The 15823-nt window shown below is 66.5% G+C and carries 12 protein-coding genes and 1 tRNA gene; 1 reads left to right on the plus strand and 12 read right to left on the minus strand.

What is annotated here, in order from left to right:
* Positions 1–48: 48 nt before the first annotated feature.
* From ACFWP3_RS24540 to ACFWP3_RS24595, 12 genes are all read right to left on the minus strand, one after another.
* Positions 49–3948, minus strand: coding sequence for a DNA-directed RNA polymerase subunit beta' (locus ACFWP3_RS24540; protein WP_384224772.1), 3900 nt, complete (start codon positions 3946–3948; stop codon positions 49–51).
* 97 nt (positions 3949–4045) lie between these two features.
* Positions 4046–7528 (minus strand): DNA-directed RNA polymerase subunit beta, encoded by a 3483-nt coding sequence (gene rpoB / locus ACFWP3_RS24545; protein ID WP_384224774.1) that lies wholly within the window; start codon positions 7526–7528, stop codon positions 4046–4048.
* A 596-nt stretch (positions 7529–8124) separates the two neighbouring features.
* Positions 8125–8508 (minus strand): 50S ribosomal protein L7/L12, encoded by a 384-nt coding sequence (gene rplL / locus ACFWP3_RS24550; RefSeq protein ID WP_030154668.1) that lies wholly within the window; start codon positions 8506–8508, stop codon positions 8125–8127.
* Positions 8509–8618: 110 nt separating this feature from the next.
* Entirely contained in the window at positions 8619–9149 is a 531-nt protein-coding gene (rplJ, locus tag ACFWP3_RS24555; RefSeq protein WP_215144029.1) for a 50S ribosomal protein L10, read from the minus strand.
* Between the two features lie 295 nt (positions 9150–9444).
* The gene (locus ACFWP3_RS24560) at positions 9445–9567 is read right to left on the minus strand and encodes a hypothetical protein (RefSeq protein WP_384224778.1); all 123 of its coding nucleotides are present in this window, start codon (positions 9565–9567) and stop codon (positions 9445–9447) included.
* Positions 9543–10331: a hypothetical protein gene (locus ACFWP3_RS24565; protein WP_384224780.1), complete on the minus strand. Its 789-nt coding sequence runs from the start codon at positions 10329–10331 to the stop codon at positions 9543–9545. The genes ACFWP3_RS24560 and ACFWP3_RS24565 overlap by 25 nt, the downstream gene beginning before the upstream one ends.
* 100 nt (positions 10332–10431) lie before the next feature.
* A complete protein-coding gene (locus ACFWP3_RS24570; protein WP_384224783.1) occupies positions 10432–11289 on the minus strand; it encodes an LppX_LprAFG lipoprotein in 858 nt (285 codons plus the stop codon).
* Between the two features lie 156 nt (positions 11290–11445).
* Positions 11446–12174 (minus strand): 50S ribosomal protein L1, encoded by a 729-nt coding sequence (rplA, locus tag ACFWP3_RS24575; protein ID WP_030388881.1) that lies wholly within the window; start codon positions 12172–12174, stop codon positions 11446–11448.
* An 89-nt stretch (positions 12175–12263) separates the two neighbouring features.
* On the minus strand, positions 12264–12698 hold the full coding sequence (gene rplK / locus ACFWP3_RS24580; RefSeq protein WP_069921505.1) for a 50S ribosomal protein L11: 435 nt from the start codon (positions 12696–12698) through the stop codon (positions 12264–12266).
* 165 nt (positions 12699–12863) lie between these two features.
* Positions 12864–13781 carry a transcription termination/antitermination protein NusG gene (nusG, locus tag ACFWP3_RS24585; RefSeq protein ID WP_384224786.1) on the minus strand — a complete coding sequence of 306 codons (918 nt, stop codon included), beginning with the start codon at positions 13779–13781 and terminating at the stop codon, positions 12864–12866.
* An 84-nt stretch (positions 13782–13865) separates the two neighbouring features.
* Entirely contained in the window at positions 13866–14147 is a 282-nt protein-coding gene (secE, locus tag ACFWP3_RS24590; protein ID WP_030825982.1) for a preprotein translocase subunit SecE, read from the minus strand.
* A gap of 106 nt (positions 14148–14253) precedes the next feature.
* A tRNA-Trp gene (locus tag ACFWP3_RS24595) sits at positions 14254–14326 on the minus strand.
* A 205-nt stretch (positions 14327–14531) separates the two neighbouring features.
* Here ACFWP3_RS24595 and ACFWP3_RS24600 point away from each other — a divergent pair.
* Entirely contained in the window at positions 14532–15758 is a 1227-nt protein-coding gene (locus ACFWP3_RS24600) for a pyridoxal phosphate-dependent aminotransferase (RefSeq protein ID WP_384224789.1), read from the plus strand.
* Positions 15759–15823 lie beyond the last annotated feature (65 nt).

The raw sequence follows: 15823 nt of genomic DNA on the forward strand, positions 1-15823 counted from the left end.
CCCCCCGCCGCTCCTCTCGGAGCTGCGGGGGGTTTCCCTTACGAACCTTTAGCCGTTGTACGGGCCGTAGTCGTAGTCCTCCAGCGGGACAGCCTGGCCGGAGCCGGTGCCGAAGGGCGAGTAGTCGATGTCGTCGTAGCCGACGGCCGAGTACATCGCTGCCTTGGCCTCTTCGGTGGGCTCGACCCGGATGTTGCGGTAGCGGGCGAGGCCCGTACCGGCCGGGATGAGCTTACCGATGATGACGTTCTCCTTGAGGCCGATGAGGCTGTCGGACTTGGCGTTGATCGCCGCATCCGTCAGGACTCGGGTCGTCTCCTGGAAGGAGGCGGCCGACAGCCAGGATTCCGTCGCCAGCGAGGCCTTGGTGATACCCATCAGCTGCGGACGGCCGGAGGCGGGGTGACCGCCCTCGGTGACCACACGACGGTTCTCGGTCTCGAACTTCGACCGCTCGACCAGCTCGCCCGGCAGGAGCTCCGCGTCGCCGGACTCGATGATCGTCACGCGGCGCAGCATCTGCCGGATGATGATCTCGATGTGCTTGTCGTGGATCGACACGCCCTGCGAGTTGTAGACCTTCTGGACTTCGCCGACCAGGTGGACCTGGACGGCACGCTGACCGAGGATGCGCAGCACGTCGTGCGGGTTGGTGGCACCCATGGTGAGCTTCTGGCCCACCTCGACGTGCTCGCCCTCGCTCACGATGACCTTGGCGCGCTTCGAGATCGGGAACGCCGTCTCGTCGCTGCCGTCGTCCGGCGTGATGACGATCTTCTTCGTCTTCTCGGTCTCCTCGATCCGCACGCGGCCGGCGGCCTCGGAGATCGGGGCGACACCCTTCGGCGTACGGGCCTCGAAGAGCTCGACGACACGCGGCAGACCCTGCGTGATGTCGTCACCGGCCACACCACCGGTGTGGAAGGTACGCATCGTCAGCTGGGTACCGGGCTCACCGATGGACTGGGCGGCGATGATGCCGACCGCCTCACCGATGTCGACCAGCTTGCCGGTGGCGAGCGAGCGTCCGTAGCAGAAGGCACAGGTGCCGACCGCGGACTCACAGGTCAGGACCGAGCGGGTCTTGACCTCCTCGACGCCGTTGGCGACCAGGGCGTCGATGAGGACGTCACCGAGGTCGACGTTGGCCGGCGCGATGACCTTGCCGTCGATGACGACGTCCTCGGCCAGCATGCGGGCGTAGATCGAGGTCTCGACGTCGTCGGCCTTGCGCAGCACGCCGTCCTCGCCGCGGACGGCGATCTTCAGCTTCAGGCCGCGCTCGGTGCCGCAGTCCTCCTCGCGGATGATCACGTCCTGCGAGACGTCCACCAGACGACGGGTCAGGTAACCCGAGTCGGCGGTACGCAGGGCGGTGTCCGCCAGACCCTTACGGGCACCGTGCGTGGAGATGAAGTACTCCAGAACGGTGAGGCCCTCACGGAAGGACGCCTTGATCGGACGCGGGATGGTCTCGTTCTTCGCGTTCGACACCAGACCACGCATACCGGCGATCTGTCGCATCTGCATCATGTTTCCTCGGGCACCCGAGTCAACCATCATGAAGATGGGGTTCGTCTTGGGGAAGTTCGCGTTCATCGCCTCGGCAACCTCGTTGGTCGCCTTGGTCCAGATCGCGATGAGCTCCTGCGTGCGCTCGTCCTTGGTGATCAGACCGCGCTCGTACTGCTTCTGGACCTTCTCGTCCATCGCCTCGTAGCCCGCGACGATGGCCTTCTTGGCCTCGGGCACGACGACGTCGGAGATGGCCACGGTGACGCCCGAACGGGTCGCCCAGTGGAAGCCGGCCGCCTTCAGGTTGTCGAGCGTCGCCGCCACGATGACCTTGGGGTAGCGCTCCGCCAGGTCGTTGACGATCTCGGAGAGCTGCTTCTTGCCCACCGAGTAGTCGACGAACGGGTAGTCCTCGGGCAGCAGCTCGTTGAAGAGCGCGCGGCCCAGCGAGGTGCGCAGACGGAAGCTGTCGCCCGGCTGGAACTCCTGCTCGCCCTCTTCGGCAACCGGCGCCACCCAGCCGCGCGGCGGGATGGTGCCCACCGGGAAGCGGATGTCGACGGAGGACTGCAGCGCGAGCTCGCCGGCGTCGAACGCCATGATCGCCTCGGCCGTGGAGCCGAACGCGCGGCCCTCGCCCTTGGTGTCACGGAGCTCACCGTCGGTGGTCAGGAAGAACAGACCGAGGACCATGTCCTGGGTCGGCATCGTGACCGGACGGCCGTCGGCCGGCTTGAGGATGTTGTTCGAGGACAGCATCAGGATGCGGGCCTCGGCCTGCGCCTCCGCGGAGAGCGGCAGGTGCACGGCCATCTGGTCACCGTCGAAGTCCGCGTTGAACGCGGTGCAGACGAGCGGGTGGATCTGGATGGCCTTGCCTTCGACCAGCTGGGGCTCGAAGGCCTGGATGCCGAGGCGGTGCAGCGTGGGCGCACGGTTCAGGAGGACCGGGTGCTCGGCGATGACCTCTTCGAGGACGTCGTACACGACCGTGCGGCCGCGCTCGACCATCCGCTTGGCGCTCTTGATGTTCTGCGCGTGGTTCAGGTCGACCAGGCGCTTCATCACGAACGGCTTGAAGAGCTCCAGCGCCATGGCCTTGGGCAGGCCGCACTGGTGCAGCTTCAGCTGCGGACCGACGACGATCACGGAACGCGCGGAGTAGTCCACGCGCTTGCCGAGGAGGTTCTGGCGGAATCGACCCTGCTTGCCCTTCAGCATGTCGCTGAGGGACTTCAGGGGACGGTTGCCGGGACCGGTCACCGGACGACCACGACGACCGTTGTCGAAGAGGGCGTCCACGGCCTCCTGGAGCATGCGCTTCTCGTTGTTCACGATGATCTCGGGGGCACCGAGGTCGAGAAGGCGCTTCAGGCGGTTGTTGCGGTTGATCACGCGGCGGTACAGGTCGTTCAGGTCGGAGGTCGCGAAGCGGCCACCGTCCAGCTGCACCATCGGACGCAGGTCCGGCGGGATCACCGGCACGCAGTCCAGAACCATGCCCTTGGGGCTGTTGCTGGTCTGCAGGAACGCGGAGACGACCTTGAGGCGCTTGAGCGCACGGGTCTTCTTCTGGCCCTTGCCGGTACGGATGATCTCGCGGAGGCGCTCGGCCTCCTCCTCGAGGTCGAAGGACTCCAGACGCTTCTGCAGCGCCGCGGCACCCATCGAACCGTCGAAGTACGTGCCGAAGCGGTCGCGCAGCTCGCGGTAGAGCAGCTCGTCGCCCTCGAGGTCCTGGACCTTGAGGTTCTTGAAGCGGGTCCACACCTCGTCGAGGCGGTCGATCTCGCGCTGGGCGCGGTCACGGAGCTGCTTCATCTCGCGCTCGGCGCCTTCGCGCACCTTGCGGCGCACGTCGGCCTTGGCGCCCTCGGCCTCGAGCTCGGCCAGGTCGGTCTCGAGCTTCTTGGCACGGCCTTCGAGGTCCGCGTCACGGCGGTTCTCGATCTGCTGGCGCTCGACGGAGACGTGGGCCTCCAGCGACGGGAGGTCGCGGGTGCGGCGCTCGTCGTCCACGAACGTGATCATGTACGCGGCGAAGTAGATGACCTTCTCGAGGTCCTTCGGCGCGAGGTCCAGCAGGTAGCCCAGGCGCGACGGGACGCCCTTGAAGTACCAGATGTGGGTGACGGGAGCGGCAAGCTCGATGTGGCCCATCCGCTCACGGCGCACCTTGGCGCGCGTGACCTCGACGCCACAGCGCTCACAGATGATGCCCTTGAAGCGGACACGCTTGTACTTGCCGCAGTAGCACTCCCAGTCCCGGGTAGGACCGAAGATCTTCTCGCAGAAGAGTCCGTCCTTCTCGGGCTTGAGGGTGCGGTAGTTGATGGTCTCCGGCTTCTTGACCTCGCCGTGCGACCAGGTTCGGATGTCGTCCGCGGTGGCAAGGCCGATCCGCAGCTCGTCGAAGAAGTTGACGTCGAGCACTGTGCGTCAATCCCTCTTTCGGGGTCGAGTCTCAATCATGGTCTGAACGGTCCCGGGGATGACGGGGGGCTCTTGAGCGAGCCCCCCGTCAGGCCCGTCAGACCTCTTCGACGCTGCTCGGCTCGCGCCGGGACAGGTCGATACCGAGCTCCTCCGCCGCGCGGAAGACGTCCTCGTCGGTGTCGCGCATCTCGATGGACATGCCGTCCGAGGACAGCACCTCCACGTTGAGGCAGAGCGACTGCATTTCCTTGATGAGCACCTTGAAGGACTCGGGAATGCCCGGCTCGGGGATGTTCTCGCCCTTGACGATGGCCTCGTAGACCTTCACGCGGCCGGTGACGTCGTCGGACTTGATGGTCAGCAGCTCCTGGAGGGCGTAAGCGGCGCCATAAGCCTCGAGCGCCCACACCTCCATCTCACCGAAGCGCTGGCCACCGAACTGCGCCTTACCACCCAGCGGCTGCTGCGTGATCATCGAGTACGGACCGGTCGACCGGGCGTGGAGCTTGTCGTCGACCAGGTGGTGGAGCTTGAGGATGTACATGTACCCGACCGAGATCGGGTCCGGGAACGGCTCGCCGGAGCGGCCGTCGAACAGACGCGCCTTACCGGTCGGGAGCACCATGCGCTCGCCGTCGCGGTTCGGGATGGTGTGCTGGAGCAGGCCGGCCAGCTCGTCCTCGCGGGCACCGTCGAACACCGGGGTGGCGACGTTGGTACCGGGAGCGACCTGGTCGGCGCCGATCGCCTGGAGGCGCTGCGCCCACTCGTCCGCCAGACCGGAGACGTCCCAGCCGCGGCTGGCGAGCCAGCCGAGGTGGATCTCCAGGACCTGTCCCGGGTTCATTCGGGACGGGACACCCAGCGGGTTCAGGATGATGTCGACCGGGGTGCCGTCCTCGAGGAAGGGCATGTCCTCGATCGGAAGGATCTTGGAGATGACACCCTTGTTGCCGTGGCGGCCGGCGAGCTTGTCACCGTCGGTGATCTTGCGCTTCTGGGCGACGTAGACGCGGACCAGCTGGTTCACGCCCGGAGGAAGCTCGTCGCCCTCCTCGCGGTCGAAGACGCGGACACCGATGACCTTGCCGATCTCACCGTGAGGGACCTTGAGCGAGGTGTCGCGCACCTCGCGGGCCTTCTCACCGAAGATCGCGCGGAGCAGGCGCTCCTCCGGCGTCAGCTCGGTCTCACCCTTGGGCGTGACCTTGCCGACCAGGATGTCGCCGGCGACGACGTCCGCACCGATGCGGATGATGCCGCGCTCGTCGAGGTCCGCGAGGACCTCCTCGGAGACGTTCGGGATGTCCCGGGTGATCTCCTCGGGGCCCAGCTTGGTGTCACGGGCGTCGACCTCGTGCTCCTCGATGTGGATCGAGGAGAGGACGTCGTCCTGCACGAGGCGCTGCGACAGGATGATCGCGTCCTCGTAGTTGTGACCTTCCCACGGCATGAACGCGACGAGCAGGTTCTTGCCGAGGGCCATTTCGCCCTCTTCGGTCGCAGGACCGTCGGCGAGGACCTGGGCCTCGATGATCCGGTCACCCTCGTTGACGATGACCTTCTGGTTGACCGAGGTGCCCTGGTTCGAGCGGGAGAACTTGGAGACGCGGTACGTGGTGTACGTGCCGTCGTCGTTGGCGACGGTGATGTAGTCGGCCGAGACCTCCTGGACGACACCGTCCTTCTCCGCCTTGATCGAGTCGCCGGCGTCGACCGCACAGCGGTACTCCATGCCGGTACCGACGAGCGGCGCCTCCGCCTTGATGAGCGGAACGGCCTGGCGCATCATGTTCGCGCCCATGAGGGCGCGGTTGGCGTCGTCGTGCTCGAGGAACGGGATCATCGCGGTCGCGACGGACACCATCTGGCGCGGCGAGACGTCCATGTAGTCGACGTCGTCACCGGCGATGTAGTCGATCTCGCCACCACGACGGCGGACCAGTACGCGGTTCTCGGTGAAGCGCATCTCGTCGTTCAGGCGGGCGTTCGCCTGGGCGATGACGAAGCGGTCTTCCTCGTCGGCCGTGAGGTAGTCGACCTCGTCGGTGACGACACCCTCGACGACCTTGCGGTACGGGGTCTCGATGAAACCGAACGGGTTGATCCGGCCGTAGGAGGCGAGCGAGCCGATCAGACCGATGTTCGGGCCTTCAGGGGTCTCGATCGGGCACATGCGGCCGTAGTGCGACGGGTGAACGTCACGGACCTCGAAGCCGGCCCGCTCACGGGACAGACCACCCGGGCCGAGGGCGTTGAGACGACGCTTGTGCGTCAGGCCCGACAGCGGGTTGTTCTGGTCCATGAACTGCGACAGCTGGCTGGTGCCGAAGAACTCCTTGATGGAGGCGACGACCGGCCGGATGTTGATCAGGGTCTGCGGCGTGATCGCCTCGACGTCCTGGGTCGTCATGCGCTCGCGCACGACGCGCTCCATACGGGCGAGACCCGTACGGACCTGGTTCTGGATGAGCTCGCCGACGTTGCGGATACGACGGTTGCCGAAGTGGTCGATGTCGTCGGTCTCGACGACGATCTCCCGGCCCGACTCGCCGACCGTCTCGGTCTCCCCGGCGTGCAGCTTCACCAGGTACTTGATCGTCGCGATGACGTCGTCGGTGGTGAGCACACCGGCGTCGAGCGGCTCGTCGGCGCCGAGCTTCTTGTTCACCTTGTAGCGGCCGACCTTGGCGAGGTCGTAGCGCTTCGGGTTGAAGTAGAGGTTCTCGAGCAGCGTCTGAGCGGCCTCGCGGGTCGGCGGTTCGCCCGGGCGCAGCTTGCGGTAGATGTCGAGCAGCGCGTCGTCCTGACCCTGGGTGTGGTCCTTCTCCAGGGTGGCGCGCATGGACTCGTACTCGCCGAACTCCTCGAGGATCTGCTCGGTGGTCCAGCCGAGAGCCTTCAGGAGGACGGTGACGGACTGCTTGCGCTTGCGGTCGATGCGGACACCGACCATGTCGCGCTTGTCGACCTCCATCTCCAGCCAGGCACCCCGGGACGGGATGATCTTGGCGGAGAAGATGTCCTTGTCGGACGTCTTGTCGATGGAGGAGTCGAAGTAGACACCGGGGGAGCGGACAAGCTGCGACACGACGACACGCTCGGTGCCGTTGATGACGAAGGTGCCCTTGTTGGTCATGAGCGGGAAGTCGCCCATGAAGACCGTCTGAGACTTGATCTCTCCGGTCTCGTTGTTCGTGAACTCGGCAGTGACGAACAGCGGAGCCGCGTACGTGAAGTCGCGCTCCTTGCACTCGTCGACAGAGTTCTTCGCCGGCTCGAAACGGTGGTCGCGGAAGGTCAGCGACATCGACCCGGAGAAGTCCTCGATCGGCGAGATCTCCTCGAAGATCTCTTCCAGACCGGACTTGGTGGGGACGTCCTGTCCACTCTCAAGCGCCGACTCGACGCGAGCCTTCCAGGCAGCGTTGCCGAGCAGCCAGTCAAAGCTCTCGGTCTGCAGCGCCAGGAGGTTCGGAACCTCGAGGGGCTCCTTGATCTTTGCAAAGGAGATGCGCAGCGGGGCGGTGCTGGCACCGTTGTTCGTATTGGTCGAGGCGTTGCGCGAGGCGGCCAAGAGGGGGTCCTTCCGAGGGCTCGGACTCACTACGCGCGTACCGGTCCCAGCCGACACAGAAGACAGACCCCTCCCGAACTGGCCGAAAGACCAGGTCAGGGCGTATCAATCAAGTGTGCTCGAGCGTGGGCATGCCCCTGGCGACGGGCAGGGGGCAGCTAACAGGCAGCGCAAAGGGTCAGTGTAGCCACTTGGCTCACTGATGTCCAGACCAGGTTTCCGGAAACCGGCAACAGGCCTTCCCCACGTCTCTTCACATCAACAACACTGCGTCCAACTCCACGGCTCTCGCACACAGAGCGCGTATGAGTACTGCCCTCTTCGTAGCCGATCCATACCTCGGATCTCGGATCGGGTCGGATCGCATGGGATCGAGCCGATTCGAGCTGGCGACGGGACTGAGAATTGCGCGCCGCGTCCCGTTCGTCAAGGCCCCCTGCTCCGAGCGGATCATCTCCGGACCCAGCTTCGAGGCAACGATGATCACCCTACTCCCCAACGAGACCAGGGCAAGTCAGGCACTGCCGGTACGCCAAAGGGCGACCACCCTTACGGGTGATCGCCCTTGGTTGGGGCCCTGGAGGGCCCCAGAGGTGTTACTTGACCTCGACAGCCGCGCCGGCGCCCTTGAGGGCCTCGGCGGCCTTCTCGGCAGCGTCCTTGGCGACCTTCTCGAGGACCGGCTTCGGGGCGCCGTCCACGAGGTCCTTGGCCTCCTTCAGACCCAGGGAGGTCAGCTCACGCACGACCTTGATGACCTGGATCTTCTTGTCGCCGGCACCGGTGAGGATGACGTCGAACTCGTCCTTCTCCTCCTCGGCCTCGGCAACGGCGCCCGGGCCGGCCGGACCGGCAACGGCGACGGCCGCGGCGGCGGTGACGTCGAACTTCTCCTCGAAGGCCTTCACGAACTCGGAGAGCTCGATGAGGGTCATCTCCTCGAACTGGGCGAGGAGGTCGTCCTGAGAGAGCTTCGCCATGATGGGCGATCCTTCCACTAATTCGGCAGGTGCCGGATGTATAGAGAGGCGGGCGTAACGGCCCGCTACGACCCGCGCGCTAGGCGGCGCGGATCAGTGCGCGAGCCGAATTACTCGGCACCGCCCTGCTCGGCGAGCTTGACGCGAAGCGCTTCCGCGGTGCGGACGAACTTCGACGGCAGCGCCTGGAAGAGCGAGGCAGCCTGAGACTGCTTGCCCTTGAACGCGCCGGCCAGCTTGCTGAGCAGAACCTCGCGGGACTCGAGGTCCGCAAGCTTCTTGATCTCATCGGCGGTGAGCGCCTTGCCATCAAGGACACCCGCCTTGATGATGAGATTCGGGTTTTCCTTGGCGAAGTCACGCAGGCTCTTCGCCGACTCCACCGGGTCACCGGTGATGAAGGCGACCGCGGTCGGACCAGCGAAGTGCTCGTCCAGCGCGGTGATCCCGGCCTGGTTGGCCGCAATCTTGGTCAGCGTGTTCTTCACCACGGCGTACTGGGCGTTCTCACCGAGCGAACGACGCAGCGTCTTGAGCTGCGCGACGGTGAGACCCCGGTACTCGGTCAGCACGGCGGCGTTCGAGCTCTGGAACTGGTCCGTGAGCTCGGCTACCGCGGCAGCCTTGTCGGGCCTTGCCATAGAGCGTCGGCCTCCTTCCGGGTGATGAGGACCGCTCAGAAGGGGCTGAACAAAACGAAACGCCCCGGCGCAAGCGCACGGGGCGTAAGCTCGACCGAATCACTCCGGGAGCTTCTCCACGAACACCTGCGCAGGACGTCCGCGTCAGCGGATCCTTCGGCCACCGCCCCCTTGCGGGCACGGCAACGACCAGCGGTCTTTGGCTTCTGGGGAAGCGTACGTGAAGCGGTCGACCCAAGGCAAATCGCCCCTGAGGGGCGCCCCGGGAGGGCTTGGAATCGCTTCGGGCAGCGGGTCAGGAACGCTTCAGGCCGCCGAGGCCGGCGTCCTTGAGCGTCTGGTCGGCCTCGTCCAGCTTGCGCTGGCTGTCCTTGAGGCTCTCGTCGATGCCCTTCATGACCTCGTCGAAGTCGGCCACCTGGTCCGCGGGCGGTGCGACGACCGGCTGGGCCGTGCCGTAGCCGGAGAACTTCGCCGACACCTTCGTGGTGCCGTTGTCGATCGTCCGTACCGTGTCGACGCGGACGGGGTAGCCGTCGTGCCGATCCACAGGTCCACTTCGAGGCTCGTGACGTCCTTCACCGCCTCGCGGAGGTACTGGCGGTTCGCCTCCTCCATCACCTTGGTGGTCTCGTCCGCCTTGAGGAGGTCCGCGTTGGTGAAGCTGCCCTTGAAGTGCCGGGCCTCGACGCCGTCGGGCTGCTCCGCGCCGACGAGCGTGAGCTTGTCCTGGCCCAGGAGCAGCGCGAGGTACTCGGCCGGGTCGTCGTTGAGGCGGTAGCGGGGCTTGCCGTCCTTGTTCAGGTTCATCTTCATCCAGGACTTGCCCTGCACGGGCTTGTCGCTGTGGGTGTAGATGTCGTCGCCGATCAGGATCTGATCGCCGCCGCCCCCGGTCTGGTCCTTGATGCCCGTGGCGGCCGGGTACCAGCCCTTCGTCCCCGTGATCTGCTCCGTCTTGCCGTCGCTGCCGGTGATGGACATGTCCATCGTGGCGAACTTGGCCGGGACGGTCTTCAGGTACGAGGCCTTCACCACCTCCACGGGCGTCGGCGCCTTGGCCCCCGTGGCCTTGCCGTCACCCGCGCCGGCCTTGTCGCCCCCGCAGGCCGTGAGGCCGCCCGCGAGCAGTGCGGCCCCCGCCGCTGCGACGCCGGCCCGGGTCAGGACAGCCGTGTTCATTCGTTTCCCCCATGTGCGTGTATCCGTACTGCGGTGTTGCGGTACTGCGGTGCTGCGGTGCTGCGGCGCCGGTCAGGCGGTCAGGGCGCCGGTCAGGCGGTCAGGCGGTGCCCTCGCCCGTTTCCTTCATCATCTCGGCCAGGTCGATGACCTGGTCGGCCGGCGGGGCGGTGATCTCGACCGGCTTGTTGACGTCCAGGAACTTGATGGTGATGTCCATCGGGCCGGAGTTGCCGGCGCCCCGGGTGCGGATCTGCTTGGCCTGGCCGGACTCGTCGATCCAGATGTCCATGGTCAGGCTCTTGATGCCCTCGGCCTCGAGCGCCTTGACGTTCTTCTCCTGGCGCTCCTTGGCCTCGGGGGCCGAGGAGGCGCTGGCGGCGCGGAGCTCGTCGAGGGTGACCGTGCCGGCGAGGTGCGTCGTCTTCTGGCCGTCGAGGGTCTCCTCGCCGACCGTCTTGAGGTCCTTCGAGGTGCTCAGGCTGTCGGCCGCGTCGCCCGGGTTCTGGCCCTGCTGGGCCGTGCCGAGCGAGTCCAGCTGCTTGGCCTGGTCCGGGGCCAGGGTCTTGAGGTCGAACTTCAGGTACTTGCCCTCGGCACCCATGTACATGGCACCGTCGATCAGGCGGATCTCGACCTTCTCCCCCGGCTTCTCGGGCGAGTCCATCGTCATCGCCATGGCCACGGTCGGCTTGAGCCGCATGGAGACCTCGCCGGTGACCTTCTGCCCCGCGGCGTCACCGGACATGGCGTAGCGGAGCGAGCTGATCTCCTGCGACTTCTGCTTCGTCTTCTGCAGGAAGGCGGCCGGCTGGACCTCCGCCGGCTTCTCCGCGGCCTTGGACGGGGTCGATGCCGCCCCGGTGTCCTTCTTGCCGTCCTCGCAGGCCGTGGCGCCGCCGGCGAGCAGGACGGCGGCCAGGACGGCCCCTACGGCTTTCTTGCGGTACACGTTCATTCGTTCCCCCTGGGTACGGCTGTGTTGTCAGTAGCGACAGTACGTCGGACGACTGACAGTAATCGCACAGGGTTCGCACAGCACACGAAAAACGGGCCCCCGCCCACCCGTGAAGGGAGGCGAGGGCCCGTTCAGCCACTCAGCGAGCCGTCAGGCTCAGACAGCAGCCGGGTCTTCCTCGACGAGGAGGTTCCGGGTGCGGTTCGGGTCCAGCTGGATGCCGGGGCCCATGGTGGTGCTCAGGGCGGCCTTCTTGATGTAGCGGCCCTTCGCGGCGGACGGCTTCAGACGCAGGATCTCGTCCAGAGCGGCGCCGTAGTTCTCGACCAGCTTGTCATCGGAGAAGGAGACCTTGCCGATGATGAAGTGCAGGTTCGAGTGCTTGTCGACGCGGAACTCGATCTTGCCACCCTTGATCTCGGTGACAGCCTTGGCGACGTCCATGGTGACGGTGCCGGTCTTCGGGTTCGGCATCAGGCCACGGGGACCGAGCACGCGGCCGAGGCGGCCGACCTTGCCCATGAGGTCCGGGGTGGCGACAACCGCGTCGAACTCGTTCAGGCGGTTGCCCTTGGCGATCTCGTTGATCAGCTCGTCGTCGCCGACGATGTCGGCGCCGGCGGCTTCCGCGGCCGCAGCACGGTCACCGGTCGCGAAGACCAGGACCCGGGCGGTCTTACCGGTGCCGTGCGGGAGGTTCACGGTGCCGCGGACCATCTGGTCGGCCTTGCGCGGGTCGACGCCCAGGCGGAAGGCGACCTCGACGGTACCGTCGAACTTGGTCGTGGAGGTCTCCTTGGCGAGACGGACGGCCTCGAGCGGGGCGTACAGCTTCTCCCGGTCGACCTTGGCGTCCGCAGCGCGGAGAGTCTTGCTGCGCTTCACTTCTGCTCCTGTGTTGTGTCTTCAGGCGTGGAGTCGTGGTGCGGACCAGCGCTTGGTCCTACCACTGGTGGTGCTGGAGGGGGGCTGGATCAGCCTTCGACGGTGATGCCCATCGAGCGCGCGGTGCCGGAAATGATCTTCACGGCGGCGTCGATGTCGTTGGCGTTCAGGTCGGGCATCTTCAGCTCGGCGATCTCCTTGACCTGGGCGGCCGTGAGCTTGGCGACCTTGGTCTTGTGGGGCTCGCCGGAGCCCTTCTCCACGCCCGCGTGCTTCAGGATGAGGCGCGCGGCCGGCGGAGTCTTGGTGATGAAGGTGAAGGAGCGGTCCTCGTAGACCGTGATCTCCACCGGCACGACCATGCCACGCTGCGACTCGGTCGCGGCGTTGTAGGCCTTGCAGAACTCCATGATGTTGACGCCGTGCTGACCGAGCGCGGGGCCGACCGGCGGAGCCGGGTTGGCCGCACCGGCCTTGATCTGGAGCTTGATAAGCCCCGTGACCTTCTTCTTCTTGGGAGGCATTGCTCTCTCCGGGTCCTAGTGAGAGTTTTCAGCCGCCGATCCGGTCATCCGGATGGAGGCATACCGCACCACGATAACGGGTATCGGTGCGGGGCTAAAAACCGAGCAGGTCAGACCGCCCTTTACGGGGCGATCTGACCTGTCCGGAAGCTTTCGCGCAGAAGATCAGTTCTTCTGGATCTGGTCGAAGCTGAGCTCGACCGGGGTCTCGCGGCCGAAGATCTCGACGAGGCCCTTGACCTTCTTCGAGTCCGGGTTGATCTCGTTGATCGTCGCCTGGAGCGTGGCGAACGGACCGTCGGTGACGGTGACCGAGTCGCCGACCTCGAAGTCCAGGACCTCGATGGTGCGCTTGACGGCGGGCGCGGGCAGACCGGCCTCTTCCGCGGCGGCCTTGGCGGCCTTCTCCTGCGCCTCCGGGGCGAGCATCTTGACGATCTCGTCCAGGGTCAGCGGGTACGGGTCGTACGCGTTGCCCACGAAGCCGGTGACACCAGGCGTGTTGCGGACGACGCCCCAGGACTCGTTCGTCAGATCCATGCGGACGAGAACGTAACCGGGCAGCTTGTTCTGCCGGACGTTCTTGCGCTCGCCGTTCTTGATCTGGACGATCTCTTCCTCGGGCACCTCGGCCTGGTAGATGAACTCCTCGACGTTCAGCGAGACGGCGCGCTGCTCCAGGTTGGCCTTCACGCGCTTCTCGTAGCCCGCGTAGGTGTGGATCACGTACCACTCGCCGGGCAGCAGCCGCAGCTCGTCGCGCAGGGCCTGGATGGGGTCGACGGGCTCGGCTTCCTCGGCGGCCTCTTCGGCCTCCTCGCCGGCCTCGGCCTCGACCTCGGTGTCGGCCTCTTCCTCGGCGTCGTCGGCAGCCGCCTCGACCTCGGCGTCGTCCTCGATCTCGGCGTCTGCGTCGACCTCGTCCTGGACGTGCAGCGCGGCCTCTTCGGCGGCGCCACCCGCGTCAACGTCGGCGAGCTCGGCCTCGTCGGGGTCCACAGCGTCTGCCGCCTCGACGATGTCGAGCTCGTCCTCGACGGACTCGACGGAGTCGTGGCTCGCGTTCAGGTTCGGGTCAGACACTGTGGCTGCTTCTTCCTGGATACAAAAGGTGGTGGAACATGCGAAAACGGGCGGCACCCATCAAGGCGCCGCCCTCCGCGGGGATCAGCCGAAGACGAACTTGATGGCTTCCTGGAACCCATAGTCAATCACGGTCACCAGACCGATCATGATGACCACGAAGACAATCACCACGGTGGTGTACGTCGTGAGCTGGTTGCGAGTGGGCCAAACGACCTTGCGGAGTTCCGCGACAATCTGGCGGTAGAACAGCGCGAGCCGGCCCAGAGGACCCTTCTTGCCGCGCTTGCCGCCCTTGCGGGCCTTCTTCTCGCGGGTCTCGTCCTCGGCGTCAGGCATGTCGATGGAGCCCAGGGCGTCCGTCACGTCTCTCACCTGAATCCGGGTCGTGGCCGTACCGCGCCCGGTTGCGCCGCACGGCGTTGCATCAAAGTACGTACCTGCGCACACACGTCCGAGAAGGAGTGTGGAGCAGGGCCGGAGGGACTCGAACCCCCAACCGCTGGTTTTGGAGACCAGTGCTCTACCAATTGAGCTACGACCCTTTGCGTCCCCCAACCTACCGCATCCGAGCGGGTGCACGGAGTGCTCACGCTTTGGGCCGGTCGGCGAGGGCCAACGACAGGTGAGTGTACGTGAACGACGCCCTGACGTCGAACAGCATCCCGTCGAGCCGACCCCGCACCGTCCCGCGGTCCGGTAACTGAAACGTTGTGCGGCACCTGTTTGCCGTCTGGGACGATTGCTCGCATGACCTCTGCAACGCCTTCTTCCGAGCGCCGGGTGTCCGCCCGTATCGGCGCCATTTCCGAGTCCGCCACCCTCGCCGTGGACGCCAAGGCCAAGGCCCTCAAGGCCGCCGGGCGCCCGGTGATCGGCTTCGGCGCGGGCGAGCCCGACTTCCCGACCCCGGACTACATCGTCGAGGCGGCGGTCGAGGCCTGCCGCACCCCGAAGTACCACCGCTACACGCCGGCCGGCGGTCTGCCCGAGCTCAAGGCCGCGATCGCCGCCAAGACCCTGCGCGACTCCGGCTACGAGGTCGACGCGTCGCAGGTGCTGGTGACCAACGGCGGCAAGCAGGCGATCTACGAGGCCTTCGCGGCCATCCTGGACCCGGGCGACGAGGTCATCGTCCCGGCTCCGTACTGGACCACCTACCCGGAGTCCATCCGTCTCGCCGGCGGTGTCCCGGTCGAGGTCGTCGCCGACGAGACCACCGGCTACCGGGTCTCCGTCGAGCAGCTGGAGGCCGCGCGCACCGAGCGCACCAAGGTCGTCCTGTTCGTCTCCCCGTCGAACCCGACCGGCGCCGTCTACACCGAGGCCGACGCCGAGGCGATCGGCCGCTGGGCCGCCGAGAAGGGCCTGTGGGTCCTGACCGACGAGATCTACGAGCACCTCGTCTACGGCGACGCGAAGTTCGTCTCGCTCCCGGCGATCGTCCCCGAGCTGGCCGACCGCTGCATCGTCGTCAACGGCGTCGCGAAGACGTACGCGATGACCGGCTGGCGGGTGGGCTGGATCATCGGCCCGAAGGACGTGGTCAAGGCCGCGACCAACCTCCAGTCGCACGCCACCTCCAACGTCTCCAACGTGGCCCAGGTCGCGGCGCTGGCCGCCGTCTCCGGCAACCTGGACGCGGTCCACGAGATGCGCACCGCCTTCGACCGGCGCCGCCAGACCATCGTGCGGATGCTGAACGAGATCGACGGCGTCGTCTGCCCGACCCCCGAAGGCGCGTTCTACGTGTACCCGTCGGTCAAGCAGCTCCTCGGCAAGGAGATCCGCGGCAAGCGCCCGCAGACCTCCGTCGAGCTCGCCGCCCTGATCCTGGACGAGGTCGAGGTCGCGGTCGTCCCCGGCGAGGCCTTCGGCACCCCGGGCTACCTGCGCCTGTCCTACGCCCTGGGCGACGAGGACCTGGTGGAGGGCATCTCCCGAGTCCAGAAGCTCCTGGCAGAAGCCAAGGCCTAGCCCTTGCGACGTCGGCGGGGGGGGGGTTATGCCCGAGGGGGGGGAGAACGCCCCCCCCGGGGTTT

The organism is Streptomyces sp. NPDC058525 (genome assembly GCF_042719495.1).
Classification (GTDB): domain Bacteria; phylum Actinomycetota; class Actinomycetes; order Streptomycetales; family Streptomycetaceae; genus Streptomyces.

What these genes read in the sequence shown, in the direction of transcription:
- rplL (WP_030154668.1), bottom strand. Translation starts at nt 8,508, where the DNA reads ATGGCGAAGCTCTCTCAGGACGACCTCCTCGCCCAGTTCGAGGAGATG.
- rplJ (WP_215144029.1), bottom strand. Translation starts at nt 9,149, where the DNA reads ATGGCAAGGCCCGACAAGGCTGCCGCGGTAGCCGAGCTCACGGACCAG.
- ACFWP3_RS24565 (WP_384224780.1), bottom strand. Translation starts at nt 10,331, where the DNA reads ATGAACACGGCTGTCCTGACCCGGGCCGGCGTCGCAGCGGCGGGGGCC.
- ACFWP3_RS24570 (WP_384224783.1), bottom strand. Translation starts at nt 11,289, where the DNA reads ATGAACGTGTACCGCAAGAAAGCCGTAGGGGCCGTCCTGGCCGCCGTC.
- rplK (WP_069921505.1), bottom strand. Translation starts at nt 12,698, where the DNA reads ATGCCTCCCAAGAAGAAGAAGGTCACGGGGCTTATCAAGCTCCAGATC.
- ACFWP3_RS24600 (WP_384224789.1), top strand. Translation starts at nt 14,532, where the DNA reads ATGACCTCTGCAACGCCTTCTTCCGAGCGCCGGGTGTCCGCCCGTATC.